Below are 13,908 nucleotides of genomic sequence, written 5' to 3' on the forward strand. Positions count from 1 at the left end.
CCAACTGAAGGATGATCTCCTTGCGCAGCTGTTCAATGATGCCTGCCATGGGATCACCCTGTATTTCTTGGGGGCATTACCCGCCCCGAAGTCTGCAATCGAGGAACAATAACAATGACGAAACTCGTTGAGATCAATGTCGAGAACGCCCAGCGCACCCACCGTTACGCGCGTGGCTGGCATTGCCTGGGCAATGCCAGCGAATACCGTGACGGCAAGCCCCATACCCTGGAAGTTTTTGGCACCCGGCTGGTGGCCTTCGCCGACAGCCAAGGCAACATCAGCGTTCTGGATGCCTATTGCCCGCACATGGGCGCCGATCTGTCGCAAGGCACCATCGAGAACGACAAACTGGTCTGCCCCTTCCACCACTGGAAGTACGACACGGGCGGCAAATGCGTGGAGATCCCTTACTGCAAGCGCATTCCACCCAAGGCCAAGACCCGTAGCTGGCTGACCTGCGAAGAAAATAACCTGCTGTTCATCTGGAACAATCCCGAGGGCCGTCCGCCAAAAGAAGGCGTGGTCATCCCGCACCTGCCGGAGATGGACGACCCGGACTGGATCCATGACTGGAACATCGACACCATGCACATCGAGACCAATCCACGGGAACTGGTCGATAACCTGGTGGACGCCCAGCATTTCGGACCGGTACACGGCACGCCCACCAAATACTTCGCCAACGTCTTTGAAGGTCACATCGGGCACCAGATTTTCCATGGTGACTCCGAGCGCCTGGGTGGCGACCTGATCGCGCCATCGGCCTACTACGGCCCTGCTACCCACTTCACGCAGATCAGCTCGATGTTCGGCGATGTGCGCATCCACGCCATTTTGCTCAATAGCCACGTGCCAGTGACGCCGAACAGCTTCGATTTACGTTTTGGGTGCATGGTCAAACGGGTGCCGGGCTGGACTGAAGAACAGAACCAGGAGGTGGCCAGGGCCTATGTCCAGGGCAATCGGGATTCGTTCTATCAGGACGTCGTGATCTGGAAGCACAAGATACGGATCGATAAGCCGATATTGGCTGAAACCGACGGCCCGGTGTACCAGTTGCGCGAGTGGTACGAACAGTTCTTCACCAATGAGGATGACGTGCCCGCGTTCATGGCCGAACGCCGTGAATTCATCACGGTCGACGAGCGCTGAAGGTGAGGCCCCATGAGCGACACGCCATGCCGTGTCGCTCATGGGGCGTCGGAAAGAGGTCACCCGTTCCGGGTTCTTGAACGACATAGGTCCGACCTGACGGTCACGAGAGCACTGACAATGAAAATAAAAAGTCTTCTTGCCTATCATGTTTGCCTGCTGATTCTGTTCCTGCTGGTGTTCACCGTGCAGGTCTCGCAACCAGCGGAATCTCCCAGCGTAAAAGCCTGCAAGCAGTATGCGGGTTGCGTCGCGATCAGCCAGAGCGTTCCGAACTGGCTTAACCTTCGCTAGCGGCGGCATTACGCATAAAAAAAGGCGACATCCCTGTCGCCTTTTTCTGTTTCATGACCCTTCAATGTCCACACGACCATTCCGTGAGCAGCGAGACGAGGCGACCTGTATCGAGCAGGCAGGAAAACGCGAGGTCATTCAATGCCGGACGGTATCGGAGGAGGGACTGGACGTGGTCGCCAGCCGCTCCCATGGCGATGCCGAGGCGTTGGATAAATTTCTCGACGGGCGCAAGGTGCGCTCACTGAAAAGCGCGGGTTCATCGTGGCCTGGTGGATGTGCGCAAGCCACGGTACCGAACGAATTGCCTGATGCGCCTCTAGCTCGCGCTGATGTTGCCGCAGAAAAGAGGGCGGCTACCGTCCGCCGGGCTGGTGCGAACGAGCAAGACATAGTCACCCTTGGTCAGTTCGCTCAGCGCGACCGGCGCCTGGGACCATTGCTGGGTACGCGGGGCCAGCGATGGATAATCGACGCTGTTGGCCTGATGGGTCTTGTACACCGGTTGTGCGCTCAATTGCTGACACGAGCCAGAGTAGATCGCAGTAACGAGGCGGCTAGGTACAGCCAGGTCGTGAGGGACACCACCGACGGTGAGCCAGATGCTGGTTTGGTTGCCCACCGGGCTGAGGGTGGCTCGAGCGATATGCTCGGCGTTTTGCGGGGTAGCATTGAGGGGGACATCGACAACCTCGGTTCTGCTTGCGCAACCTGAAATCGTCCCGACCATCACTACCAACGCCAGCCAAGATTTTCTGTTCATTACAGAACTCCTGATTTGAAGTGCGTTGATTTCATGTCCCCCTGTGTAGTCTAGTGGCCTGCGCTGGGCGCGGGATCTAGCTGATGGGCGGTCATCCTCCATTATGAAATGCGCTGCAATTTTGAATGTATTGAAACAGTTGGATGGCTGGCCCGCCTGTAACGAGCCAACCGACTCGATCCGTTATCGAATCAAGGGCACGCCACTGAGCGTTTGCAAGTCCTCAAAGCTGATATCAGCGACAATCTCCAGGACCTTCAAGCCTTCCGCGGTGACGTCCAGAATAGCCAGGTCGGTATAAATCCGAGTCACGCAGCCAATGCCGGTCAGTGGGTAGGTGCATTGCGGCACCAATTTGCTTTCGCCCGTCTTGGTCAGGTGATCCATCATGACGAACACCTGACGCGCGCCTGTCGCGAGGTCCATCGCGCCACCCACTGCCGGAATGGAGCCTTCGGCGCCGGTGTGCCAGTTGGCAAGGTCGCCGTTGACCGAGACCTGGAAGGCGCCAAGCACGGCAATATCGATGTGCCCGCCGCGCATCATCGAGAACGAATCGGCGTGGTGAAAATAGGCGCCACCGGGCAGCAGCGTCACGTGCTGTTTGCCCGCGTTAATCAGGTCATCGTCTTCCTCACCCGGCGCAGGACTCGGGCCCATGCCCAGTACACCGTTTTCACTGTGCAGGAACACTTCCTTGTCACCCAGGTAGTTGGCCACCAGCGTGGGCACGCCAATGCCCAGGTTCACGTAAGAGCCTTCGAGAATATCGTCGGCCACTCGTTGGGCCATTTCGCTACGCGATAGTTTTTTCATAACAGTCATGGCGGGCCTCAGTTGACGTTGGCTTTCGTGAGAGGGGCACGCGGCACTTTGACCACGCGCTGAACGAAGATCCCCGGGGTAATAATGTGTTCGGGGTCCAGCTCTCCCAACTCGACGATCTGATTGACCTGGGCGATTGTCGTTGTCGCCGCCATCGCCATGATCGGTCCAAAATTACGCGCGGCTTTGCGATAGGTGAGGTTGCCCCAGCGATCGCCCTTTTCGGCCTTGATCAGTGCGACATCGGCGCGCAACGGCATTTCCAGTACATAGTTGCGACCGTCGATCACTCGGGTTTCTTTGCCTTCGGCCAGCAACGTGCCAAACCCGGTGGGCGAATAAAACGCACCGATTCCAGAGCCTGCCGCGCGGATACGTTCGGCCAGATTGCCTTGTGGCACGACTTCAAGCTGTACCTTTCCTGCCAGGTAGAGCTCGTCGAATACATAGGAATCGGATTGGCGTGGAAACGAACAGATGACCTTGGCAACGCGCCCGGCCTTGAGCAGTGCCGCCAGACCAATCTCACCGTTGCCGGCATTGTTGCTGATGATGGTCAGCTCGCGAGCGCCGGAAGCAATGACACCATCTACCAACTCCGACGGCATCCCGGCAGTGCCGAAGCCACCCACCATGATGACCGAACCATCGGCAATGCCGTCTAGTGCAGCAGCGACGGACTCAAATGTTTTGTTGATCAAGACGTACTCCCGTTTTTATGTTGGCTGAACAGAATGATCCGATGGAAAAAACCGCTGGATCATCGTGACGGTTAAGATGTGCATAGCGTGCCAAACAATGGGGCAAGGAGGGTGTCCCGACATGTGATGTCGTGCGATTAGCGAACGAAACCGTAACACCGTGACAGGTACCTTGGAGCATTCAGCTGTGCATGTGCGAGGTTAGCGAACCCATCCTTGGCATTGGGTTGGGTTGTACCGGGGTTAGAGGAAGACGAACCTTAATGAACGTCCTCCTCGAGACCTTCCCGTGTAACCGCTGAGCGTCAATGAGTGGCGAGCGGATGACCTTCCACCGCATCGATTTGAGGGCGAATAATGAGCAGCCCGGCTGCGGCAATGATCAGTGGAATGATCAGCGCTGAGTAGTAGCCAGCGGGCCCACTGTGTTCAAGAAACCAGCCACCGCTTGCCGATCCGATAATGGCCCCGACCCGCCCCAGTGCAATAGCCCAGCCTGTTGCGGTTGCACGCAGTGCAGTGGGGTAGGCTTGGGCAACCATGTAGTTCAATACTATTTGCTGACCTCCGATACCTACACCGGCGCAGCCGGCCAGGATGAACACCAGGGTCCAATTGGTGCCACTGTTAGCCAGTCCCCAGCAAAGCGCGATCCCGAACAGGAACAGGATAAGCAGCAAAAGCCGCGTGTTGATCTTCGGCAAGATGATAGACAGTGGTATGGCACACGCAACAAACACTGCATTGACCGCGACAGTCCCCATAGGCGCCTGTTCTGCGGGTAATCCGGTCGCTTTAAGAACAGTGGGCAGCCAGGATAGAAACATAAACCAGGCAACCCAGTTAAACAGGTAGACCGTCCATATCCCCAGGGTATTACGAGCCAGGCCGCCATTGAACAACGAAGCCACTCTGGTTTTGACTTCCGTCTCAGGAACGCTATAAGTGGCGTCGGGTGTTGTTTGGGTTTTGGTGATGCTGGCAATAATTCGCGCAATCTTTTGGCGGCTGAGAGTTGATTGATTCCTCGCTAAAAAATACAGCGACTCAGGCAACGCGAACACTAATACCCCCACCAGCGCCAGCGGCACTACGCCGCCAACCGCAAAAATACCTTGCCAGCCGATCGAGGGCAGCATTTTTGCCGCCAACAATCCGCCCAGAATGGCGCCCGCAGGCAATCCAAGCAAAACAGTGGTCATGATTGTGCCGCGATGTTTGGCGCTGCCGTACTCGGCCGCAAGCGACAGAACCACGGGCGTTGCGCCGCCCATTCCAAGTCCCGCGATAAACCGCAAAACCAGAATTTGTTCGGTAGTGTGCGCAAATGCGGTGGCTAAGGAGGCCACACCAAATAAGGTGACCGATCCGATAATGGTCGGTCGTCGACCAAATTTGTCGCCCAACAGTCCCAATGTCATTGCCCCGAGCACCATGCCGACAATACCGGCGGTGAGAATCGGTGCCAATGCACCTGCGCCCAGTCCGAAAAACTGAGTGATTGAGGGACCTGTGAAGGCAATGGCTTGAGTATCAAAGCCGTCGAGTATGGCTACGAAAAAGCAGAGGCCAAACACTTTCCATTGAAATGCGCTGATTCGAGTGCCGTCGAGAAGCGTGGGAATCGAACAATGAGTACTCATAATTGCTCCATTAAAAGGCATTTTTATTTTTTATGCGTACGCATAGCCTTACGGATCACAGGCTAAGTTCGAAACTCACCGGGGTCTAATATCATTTGAGTGGTGTTTGATACCTAGAAGGTATGAACTGCTATTGCATGATCAATTTCACGTGCCCTCAAACGTCAGTGGCCCTGATAACCCCACTGCTTTGCAAGGCAGACAACTTCTTGTAACAGAATGGCAACGAGCAGACGGGGCGAGGGGCAGGGGGGTAAGGCAGTGGTCGATGTCGAAATTGAACAGCTATTACGTCAGTTGCTTGACCTGTTTTTATTCGACCTCGAGGGGAACGAGACCGGCCATGCTCTGACAGGAGATGTCAGGTGTGGTTTATGCACCTGTAACGCTAGAGGGAATTCCAGACTGCATCACTTGGAGTGAAGGACTGTCTAACTTGCTACGCGATGGCAAATACGCAGTTCTCAAACTTCCGGACATGATTTGGTCAAGTGATAGCCGCGTGATGCTCAGTTCGGCTGCCGTGAATAAAGAAGAAATAATCATGAGCGCTGCGCTCCAAGTAGTTTTTTCGCCATGTCCTCGTTGCATACGGGCTGCAAAAGTAGTCGTTGGCGATGGCGCGTGCGGTGTATCTAGCTGCACGTGTCTGCACACGATGTGGTTGCTGGTCCTGCGTTGCTTAGGGGCGCGGGCGAAGTTTTGCTCAATGAAACTGGCAATCCAATACAGTACGGAACGCAGGACAACACCCAGGCAGCATGACGACGCTGTTGATGAGCAATTGGGCACTGGGGGAGAGAATCAGAACTAAACGCGCCTATCATTAATCGAGCAATACTGCATTTAACATAATATACATTATGCGAACTGTGATATACGAAGCCTGGGTGTCTTTGCTGCCGCTTTTCACCTGGTGACCAGGCTAGCCAAGTCGAATTTCTCGCATGCGAGAAAACACCGTGACGAAATTACGATTCAAGTCGCCATGCTTCCTGACACATGGCGTTTAACGCAATTTGATGCTGTTTCACGCAAACAACTCAAGCGCCGAATCATCCCATTCGTGTCCACGCTCGGACCAGCCATTGTCACTTTGCGGCGGGAACCCGGTACGGCAATATCCTTGCTTCGCCGTGAAATCAAATATGGCATGCGGGTAATCGTTGATCAGCAGCGCAGCCTTGCTGTGATCAACCGACCAGCCGATCTTCACGCTGGAGGGTTTGTGTTTGTCAGAAACGTCCGCCACGTTGTAGATATGCAGTGCATCCTGAATCGGGTTGCCTTCAGCCGCTGTGTCCAGCGCGTAGAAATAGCCGGTATCTTCGTCGTCTTCGAATACGACAACGTAAGTTCCTGCCTCCGCAGTGCTTCTGTGACGGAGCCTTGGCCCACATGCAGTTCAGATTCGGCTGTCAGGTATTTTGGCATCGGGTATTCCTTTACGGGGTGAATATCTGGAGCATTCGATAATGCCAACAGCCATTGGCGGATCACAACGGCAAGATGACGGTGGTTAACCTGCCCTGCGCTACCGACAAATAACTGATAATTATAACTAAACTAAATATCCATTTAGTTTAGTTATAATAAAGAGGCGGTTATTGGACGATAGAATACGATGGCACCGCCCCTAAGGATCTCCCTGTCGCATCCACTGAGATCCGATCCCTGATCCACCAAGATTTCGTCGTAAAGACTTCCAAGACGATAGGGTCGCGCTCCCCTACTCTGCTCCATCAAATCATGCACCAGATGGCCCGCTTTATGTTTTATCCGTCGGATCAGACATCGCCTCGCCGATGGTTGCAGACTCGCAAGGCATATGTTGTTTCGGGATAGAGGTTTCGCCCGGACGTCGTGTGAGGGTTAACTGGGATTTACCGCGAATCTTCTCTTCCCATTTGGCACGTTCCTGCGTGATGTTTTCGATCCGGACCTTCCTGTCTATGGTTCTGAGTGTTATCAGCGCCGCAACCAATACCGATATGACAGCGGATGATAGAATGTCTAAAAGGTCCATGTTTTTTCCGATAGCAGTTGACGGCAAATGCTTGACTTCGCTTGCCCTTGTTCAGCGAAGCAGAAAAATTCATTTCGATATTTGCAGGCACGCTATTCTTGGTTTTTAATTCGCCTTAGTTGTGTAGGTGTCACGCCAAGTTTGGTACGCAGGATGCGAGTTAAATGCGCCTGATCCGAAAATCCGCAATGATATGCAATTTCTTTAATCGAAAGTGTTCCATTGTACAGCAGCCGCTTCGCTCGCTCGACGCGCTGCTCGGTGACAAATGTATGTGGCGAACAATGAAATGATTCGCTGAATTTTTTCGAGAATGTCCAGACTCCCAAGCCTACTGCATCGGCCATTTCATCCAAGCGTATGGATTGTTCCAAATGGCTATCGATAAAGTCGAGCAAATGTTTCTTCTGCTGTTGAGATAGGCGACCAGGCGTACAGGATTCTTTAAAGGTGACGCTGGCGTAATTTCGGAGAAGGTGAATGGCTAACTGCATGCTCAAGGCCTCAACATACAACGATCCACCAATTCCACGGCTTCTGACTTCGCTTGTAATTGCGCTGACAATGGAAGTCAGAATCGAGTCTTGCGTACGGAGCAGATCATGCAGGCGGACCTCTTCAATCGGACGTTCCATAACATCCATGGCAACACGTGACATCAGCGCATTGGAAAGATAGAGGTGAGAAACATCAATGTCTTCGGTCCAGTTCCAATGGGAGTCCTGTGACATTGTAAGCAGGGAAATATCGCCCGGAGCGCAAGCGGTACGCGTCCACCCTTCATCCACGCATCTATCCATCGGTGTATGGCCCAGGAAATAATAAACGATCATGAAATGATCGAGGGGTGGGATAAGGACGTCCTGACCTTTGTATCGATATGACCGCTGCTCTATATCTTTCCAGCCGAGTTCTTCGCTTGAGCTGAGAACTACGCCTGGCACCCACTTGAGAAGTTCCTTTGGAGTAATGACAGTCGGCATACTTAAAGTCTCATTTGAGGGCCGTCCCCCTTGCTCTTATTGCGCTCCTACGCAGAATTGAAAGCACTCAAGAGGTGGTCGGCTAGTATTGTTTTTATTAGTATATGCAGCATGTCGGGATACTAGCATGGGATTCTCGGTGTCGAAAGAGATATCAATCGCCATGCGACTTAAAGTTATTATAAAAAATCCGAACGCCAATATGAAAAAGACATAACAAAATACCAACTAATTCCCATGAGCTGATGGTTTCGAAATTTTCCTGTCCAGGGAAAAAAAACGGCCGCCTGGGGGTGGCCGTAAAGGGGCTGCGAGACGTAGTTCTCGCAGCGGAGCGACTTATATCAGGCCTTCACCATGTCCTCGATGACCTTCTTGGCGTCGCCGAACACCATCATGGTCTTGTCCAGGTAGAACAGTTCGTTGTCCAGGCCGGCATAGCCGCTGGCCATCGAGCGTTTGTTGACGATGATGGTCTTGGCCTTGAACGCTTCGAGGATCGGCATGCCGGCAATCGGCGATTTCGGATCGTTCTTCGCGGCCGGGTTGACCACGTCGTTGGCGCCCAACACCAGGACCACGTCGGCCTGACCGAACTCGGAGTTGATGTCTTCCATCTCGAACACCTGGTCGTAAGGCACCTCGGCCTCGGCCAGCAATACGTTCATGTGGCCAGGCATCCGCCCTGCCACCGGGTGGATCGCGTACTTCACGGTCACGCCACGGTGGGTCAGCTTCTCGGTCAGTTCCTTCAGCGCATGCTGGGCGCGGGCCACCGCCAGGCCGTAGCCCGGAACGATGATCACGGTGTCGGCGTTGGTCAGCAGGAAGGTCGCGTCGTCAGCCGAGCCGGATTTCACCGGACGGGCTTCCTTGGCGCCTGCCGGGCCTGCGTCGGCTGTGTTGCCGAAACCGCCGAGCAACACATTAAAGAAGGAGCGATTCATCGCCTTGCACATGATGTACGAGAGGATCGCACCGGACGAGCCCACCAGGGAGCCGGCAATGATCAGCATCGAGTTGTTCAGCGAGAAGCCGATACCCGCCGCCGCCCAGCCGGAGTAGCTGTTGAGCATCGACACCACCACCGGCATGTCGGCGCCACCGATCGGGATGATGATCAGCACGCCCATGACGAACGCCAGGGCGAGCATCAAGGCGAAGGCGCTAAGGTTGCCGGTCAGCATGAAGGTCACGCCCAGCGCCAGTGTGGCCAGGCCCAACAGCAGGTTCAGTTTGTGCTGGCCGGTGAACTGTACCGGTGCGCCCTGGAACAGGCGGAACTTGTACTTGCCGGACAGTTTGCCGAACGCGATCACCGAACCGGAGAACGTGATGGCACCGATGGCGGCGCCGAGGAACAGTTCCAGACGGTTACCCGCCGGAATCGAATCACCCAGGTGCTTGACGATGCCCAGGGACTGCGGCTCGACGACGGCGGCAATGGCGATGAACACCGCGGCCAGACCGATCATGCTGTGCATGAACGCGACCAGTTCCGGCATCTTGGTCATTTCAACGCGCTTGGCCATGATCGAACCGGCCGTGCCGCCGATCAGCAGGCCGACAATCACGTAACCAATGCCCGCTGTCGCCCCGCCTTGTCCAAAAGAGAGCGCGCCCAGCTTATAGATGAGGCCGACGGTGGTGAGGATCGCCAGCGCCATGCCGAGCATGCCGAACAGGTTGCCGCGACGCGACGTGGTGGGGTGCGACAGGCCTTTGAGGGCCTGGATGAAGCAGATCGACGCGATCAGGTAGAGCGTCGTTACGAGGTTCATGCTCATTACTTCGGCGCCTCTTCTTTTACGGCTTTCGGGGCTTTTTTCTTGAACATCTCAAGCATGCGGCGGGTGACCAGGAAGCCACCGAATACGTTGACCGCGGCCAGCGCGACCGCGAGGGTGCCCATGGTCTTGCCCAGTGGCGTCACGGTCAAAGCCGCTGCCAGCATGGCGCCGACGATCACGATCGCCGAAATGGCGTTGGTCACGGCCATCAAAGGCGTGTGCAGCGCAGGTGTAACGTTCCAGACCACGTGATAACCGACATAAATCGCCAGCACGAAGATGATCAGGTTGTAGATACCGGGGGAGATAAGCTCTTCCATCGTCTGAATCCCTGCTTAGGCGTTTTTGCGGATGACTTGGCCGTCGCGGCACATCAGGCACGCGGCGACGATGTCGTCTTCGAGGTTGATCTCGAACTGGCCTTCCTTGGTGAAGACCAGTTTCAGGAAGTCCAGCAAGTTGCGGGCATACAGCGCTGAAGCATCTGCCGCGACCGCACCGGCGAGGTTGGTCGGACCGACAATGGTCACGCCATTTTCGACGACCACCTGATCGGCCACGGTCAGCGGGCAGTTGCCGCCCTGGGCGGCGGCAAGGTCGATGACCACCGAGCCCGGTTTCATCTGTGCCACGGTTTCGGCGCTCAACAGCGTCGGCGCCTTGCGGCCCGGAATCAGCGCGGTGGTGATGACAATGTCAGCCTGCTTGGCGCGCTCGTGCACGGCCACCGCCTGGCGCTGCATCCAGCTGGCCGGCATGGGCCGCGCGTAACCGCCGACACCGACGGCGCATTCACGCTCTTCGTCGGTCTCGTAGGGCACGTCGACGAACTTGGCGCCGAGGGATTCGATCTGCTCTTTTACCGCAGGGCGCACGTCAGACGCTTCGATCACGGCACCCAGACGTTTCGCCGTGGCGATCGCCTGCAGCCCGGCCACGCCGGCGCCGAGAATCAGCACGCGCGCCGCCTTCACGGTACCTGCAGCGGTCATCAGCATCGGCATGAAGCGCGGATAGTAATGAGCGGCCAGCAGCACGGCTTTATAGCCGGCAATGTTGGCTTGCGAGGACAGCACATCCAGGCTTTGGGCGCGGGAGGTACGCGGTGCGGCCTCCAGCGCGAACGCGGTCATGCCGCACTCAGCCATTTTGGCGATGGTTTCATTGCTGAACGGGTTGAGCATGCCCACCACAACGGTGCCGCGCTTGATCAGCGCCAGCTCGCTGTCGCTGGGCGCGACCACCTTAAGAATCAGCTCCGCACCAAACGCATCGTTGGCGCTGCCAATGATCGCGCCTGCCGCTTCATAAGCACTGTCGACAACACTGGCCTTAATGCCGGCGCCGCTTTGGACGGTGATTCTATGGCCTTGGCCAACGAGTTTTTTCACCGTTTCCGGCGTAGCAGCCACACGGGTCTCTCCAGCGTGTGTTTCGCGAGTTATACCAATATGCACGGCGAATCTCTCTGGATAATAACGTTAGAGCGGAGCGTGGTGTGGAGTCCCTTCCAGACTTTCCATGATCAAGAACGGTGTTGTTTAGAATACGTAAAGCAATCGAAGATTAAGGCGAGACTCTTCCTTGAAGCCATTATCAACTGAAATGTCACGCCCCAATGTCGCAAGCAGTTGTGTTTTGGGAGTGACGAAATAAGACCCTCCCAACATTATTTTTTCTTGACTGCTTTCATCTTTCAAATCAGTTCCATCAACTTCTCTCTCCCCTCCCCATAGCCGGGAATAACCGACATGAATGGTCGCGCGCTCACTGAGTTTGTACCTGGCAAATCCTTGCATCTGGTACTGTGGACGCTGTTTCATCGTCAGATCGTCGGGGGAGTAACTATCGTTGTCACCGAAAAAAGTAACGTCAGCGACGAAATCCAGAATGACGTGGCTGCCGATGCCGTGCATATACCCACCCTGCAAAACATACTTCCATCTGTTTTCCCCAATATTCAGCTCTTTATTCTTGCTGTAGTCTCCCAAAGGCAAAAACAGATATTGAGTTATGCCCAATGCGCGGTTTGCCGAAGGGTCCTGGTGGATCCAGATCGCATTGGCCAGAATGGGATCGCCCATTCCTGTTTCGCTGCCCATGGTTTTTATATCGCCACCTGCCGACAGGTGGCCAAAAGGCAATAGAAGTTGGATATTCGTCAGCAGGCCTGCAAACTCCTGATAGCTGACCCCCCTCAGAATGGCGACGTCCGACTGAAGGTTATATTTATCGCTTAAACGATTACCCCGCACGTAATAATCGTCGCGCTCGGCGTGCTGTAAATAAACAAGTCCAAGCTTTGTGCCATCTGGCATTGGCGTATAGTCACCAGGATCGACATCCAATGCGTGACACACAATAGATAGTTGAAGGCAGAAAACTAAAATCATCAACCGAAACGCATGGCGAATTCGCACGTTTATGTTGTTTTTTCTGAGGCTATCAACGTTAGCGTCAGAACTCGGCTCGAGCGTATTTGGCACGCGCAAAAAATGTGCTGTTGTTATTTTCATCTTCAACCCTGTTTTTTATAAAATTGTTCTGGGTTTGGCACAGGAGTCCTGTGCCATTTATTTATTGTTCTTGAAGGCGTGTTTCAATGTGTTGGGGATGACAGCAGCTCTGCCAGATGGGCGTCCAGTTGATTGAGCATTTCAGTATCGGTGCCAAACAGTCCGAGGTGACCATCGATTGAACTCAAGGGCCTGAACTCGCTGTTCGGGATCATTTTTTGCTCCGACAAACAATCCTCCACGGTAAAGAATTGGTCGTGCGAGATTGGCATTACATAGACTTTCGCTTTTATTTGACCCAGGGCTGTCGCAAGATCACCGCCCGTGTTTCTACTGACATCTCCCCGCTGCCATTTCCAGGCCATGGTCAGGAGGTTGTTAGGGTCCATTGCCGCAAAGTAGCTCGCCATGAAACTGTCGACGAATATCTTCATCGACTCGAAACCCAGCGCCTTATGCCGCTCGGCGCGGAAGAATTCGGTACTCCAGCCCATCAATGCCCACAGTTTTGCATGCCGCTTGAGTCCGGCCTGTACTTCTGAAGATAAGCTGTATAAGCCCGCCCGGAAGGCCGGATCGGTCGTTATCGCTTCAATGAGTAATTCGGTAAACAGGAAGTCATGCTCGCTATTGCGCGCTGTACCCGCTATCGCTGCGGCGCGTTTGACAAAGTCTGGATAGCGCACGGCCCACTCGTAGGTTTGCTGCGCCCCCATCGACCCCCCCACCACTAACGCCAGGCTCTCGATCCCAAAGTACTCGGTCAGCAATGTGTGCTGGGCACTGACGTCATCGCCAATCCTGACATTCGGGAATCCAGGACCTGCCAGCGATCCGCCCGTGTTACTCGGAGAGCTGGAAAGGCCGTTACCGATCTGGTTGACAACAATGATGCAGTATTTCGAAGGGTCCAGCGCTCGCCCCTCGCCAATGTATATCTGCTCCATCGCCTTGCTCGTGCCGGAGTACCAGGTCGGAACAAGTATGGCGTTACTCTTGTCGGCGTTCAGGGTGCCATGCACTGCTACTGCCAGTCGGCAGTCAGGAATACATGACCCTTCTTCAAGCTGGAGCGGCCCGATATTAATAAGTTCAAAAGGACCGTGATTTTCTTGGGAGTAATAATTGTTCATTACAGGTTACCTCGTTTATCGAGCTGTCACGGCGAAATGGAGAGTCGTGGTGACAGCTGCAACTAGTGAGCAGTCATTC

Annotated in this window: 14 protein-coding genes; 2 read left to right on the forward strand and 12 right to left on the reverse strand. The window is 54.8% G+C overall.

From position 1 onward, the window contains the following. Positions 1-114 precede the first annotated feature (114 nt). Positions 115-1,155 carry a 3-ketosteroid-9-alpha-monooxygenase, oxygenase component gene (locus tag BLV61_RS00750; RefSeq protein ID WP_090461810.1) on the forward strand — a complete coding sequence of 347 codons (1,041 nt, stop codon included), beginning with the start codon at positions 115-117 and terminating at the stop codon, positions 1,153-1,155. A 12-nt stretch (positions 1,156-1,167) separates the two neighbouring features. Then, a complete protein-coding gene (locus BLV61_RS30615; protein WP_139213587.1) occupies positions 1,168-1,449 on the forward strand; it encodes a hypothetical protein in 282 nt (93 codons plus the stop codon). Positions 1,450-1,768: 319 nt separating this feature from the next. Here BLV61_RS30615 and BLV61_RS00760 read toward each other — a convergent pair whose 3' ends face one another. The 12 genes from BLV61_RS00760 to BLV61_RS00815 all read right to left on the reverse strand — a co-directional run bounded on the left by BLV61_RS00760 (position 1,769) and on the right by BLV61_RS00815 (position 13,829). Then, positions 1,769-2,212, reverse strand: coding sequence for a hypothetical protein (locus BLV61_RS00760; RefSeq protein ID WP_090461812.1), 444 nt, complete (start codon positions 2,210-2,212; stop codon positions 1,769-1,771). A 183-nt stretch (positions 2,213-2,395) separates the two neighbouring features. After that, complete coding sequence (locus tag BLV61_RS00765; RefSeq protein ID WP_047529126.1) at positions 2,396-3,037, reverse strand: 3-oxoacid CoA-transferase subunit B; 642 nt, start codon at positions 3,035-3,037, stop codon at positions 2,396-2,398. Between the two features lie 8 nt (positions 3,038-3,045). After that, complete coding sequence (locus BLV61_RS00770; protein WP_090461814.1) at positions 3,046-3,738, reverse strand: 3-oxoacid CoA-transferase subunit A; 693 nt, start codon at positions 3,736-3,738, stop codon at positions 3,046-3,048. A 305-nt stretch (positions 3,739-4,043) separates the two neighbouring features. Further along, entirely contained in the window at positions 4,044-5,381 is a 1,338-nt protein-coding gene (locus tag BLV61_RS00775; RefSeq protein WP_090461816.1) for an MFS transporter, read from the reverse strand. 1,030 nt (positions 5,382-6,411) lie between these two features. Then, on the reverse strand, positions 6,412-6,687 hold the full coding sequence (locus BLV61_RS00780) for a DUF2251 domain-containing protein (protein WP_425272112.1): 276 nt from the start codon (positions 6,685-6,687) through the stop codon (positions 6,412-6,414). A 462-nt stretch (positions 6,688-7,149) separates the two neighbouring features. Next, the gene (locus tag BLV61_RS00785; RefSeq protein ID WP_090461818.1) at positions 7,150-7,407 is read right to left on the reverse strand and encodes a hypothetical protein; all 258 of its coding nucleotides are present in this window, start codon (positions 7,405-7,407) and stop codon (positions 7,150-7,152) included. A 92-nt stretch (positions 7,408-7,499) separates the two neighbouring features. Next, the gene (locus BLV61_RS00790) at positions 7,500-8,390 is read right to left on the reverse strand and encodes a helix-turn-helix domain-containing protein (RefSeq protein ID WP_047529135.1); all 891 of its coding nucleotides are present in this window, start codon (positions 8,388-8,390) and stop codon (positions 7,500-7,502) included. Positions 8,391-8,734: 344 nt separating this feature from the next. Further along, positions 8,735-10,177 carry an NAD(P)(+) transhydrogenase (Re/Si-specific) subunit beta gene (locus BLV61_RS00795; RefSeq protein ID WP_090461820.1) on the reverse strand — a complete coding sequence of 481 codons (1,443 nt, stop codon included), beginning with the start codon at positions 10,175-10,177 and terminating at the stop codon, positions 8,735-8,737. Beyond that, entirely contained in the window at positions 10,177-10,500 is a 324-nt protein-coding gene (locus BLV61_RS00800) for an NAD(P) transhydrogenase subunit alpha part 2 (protein ID WP_003187010.1), read from the reverse strand. The genes BLV61_RS00795 and BLV61_RS00800 overlap by 1 nt, the downstream gene beginning before the upstream one ends. A gap of 15 nt (positions 10,501-10,515) precedes the next feature. Further along, complete coding sequence (locus BLV61_RS00805; RefSeq protein WP_090461822.1) at positions 10,516-11,637, reverse strand: Re/Si-specific NAD(P)(+) transhydrogenase subunit alpha; 1,122 nt, start codon at positions 11,635-11,637, stop codon at positions 10,516-10,518. A gap of 84 nt (positions 11,638-11,721) precedes the next feature. After that, positions 11,722-12,696 carry a transporter gene (locus BLV61_RS00810; RefSeq protein ID WP_244159760.1) on the reverse strand — a complete coding sequence of 325 codons (975 nt, stop codon included), beginning with the start codon at positions 12,694-12,696 and terminating at the stop codon, positions 11,722-11,724. An 83-nt stretch (positions 12,697-12,779) separates the two neighbouring features. Then, the gene (locus BLV61_RS00815; protein WP_090461827.1) at positions 12,780-13,829 is read right to left on the reverse strand and encodes an alpha/beta fold hydrolase; all 1,050 of its coding nucleotides are present in this window, start codon (positions 13,827-13,829) and stop codon (positions 12,780-12,782) included. Positions 13,830-13,908 lie beyond the last annotated feature (79 nt).

It is taken from the genome of Pseudomonas mohnii (assembly GCF_900105115.1).
Taxonomy (GTDB): Bacteria; Pseudomonadota; Gammaproteobacteria; order Pseudomonadales; family Pseudomonadaceae; genus Aquipseudomonas; species Aquipseudomonas mohnii.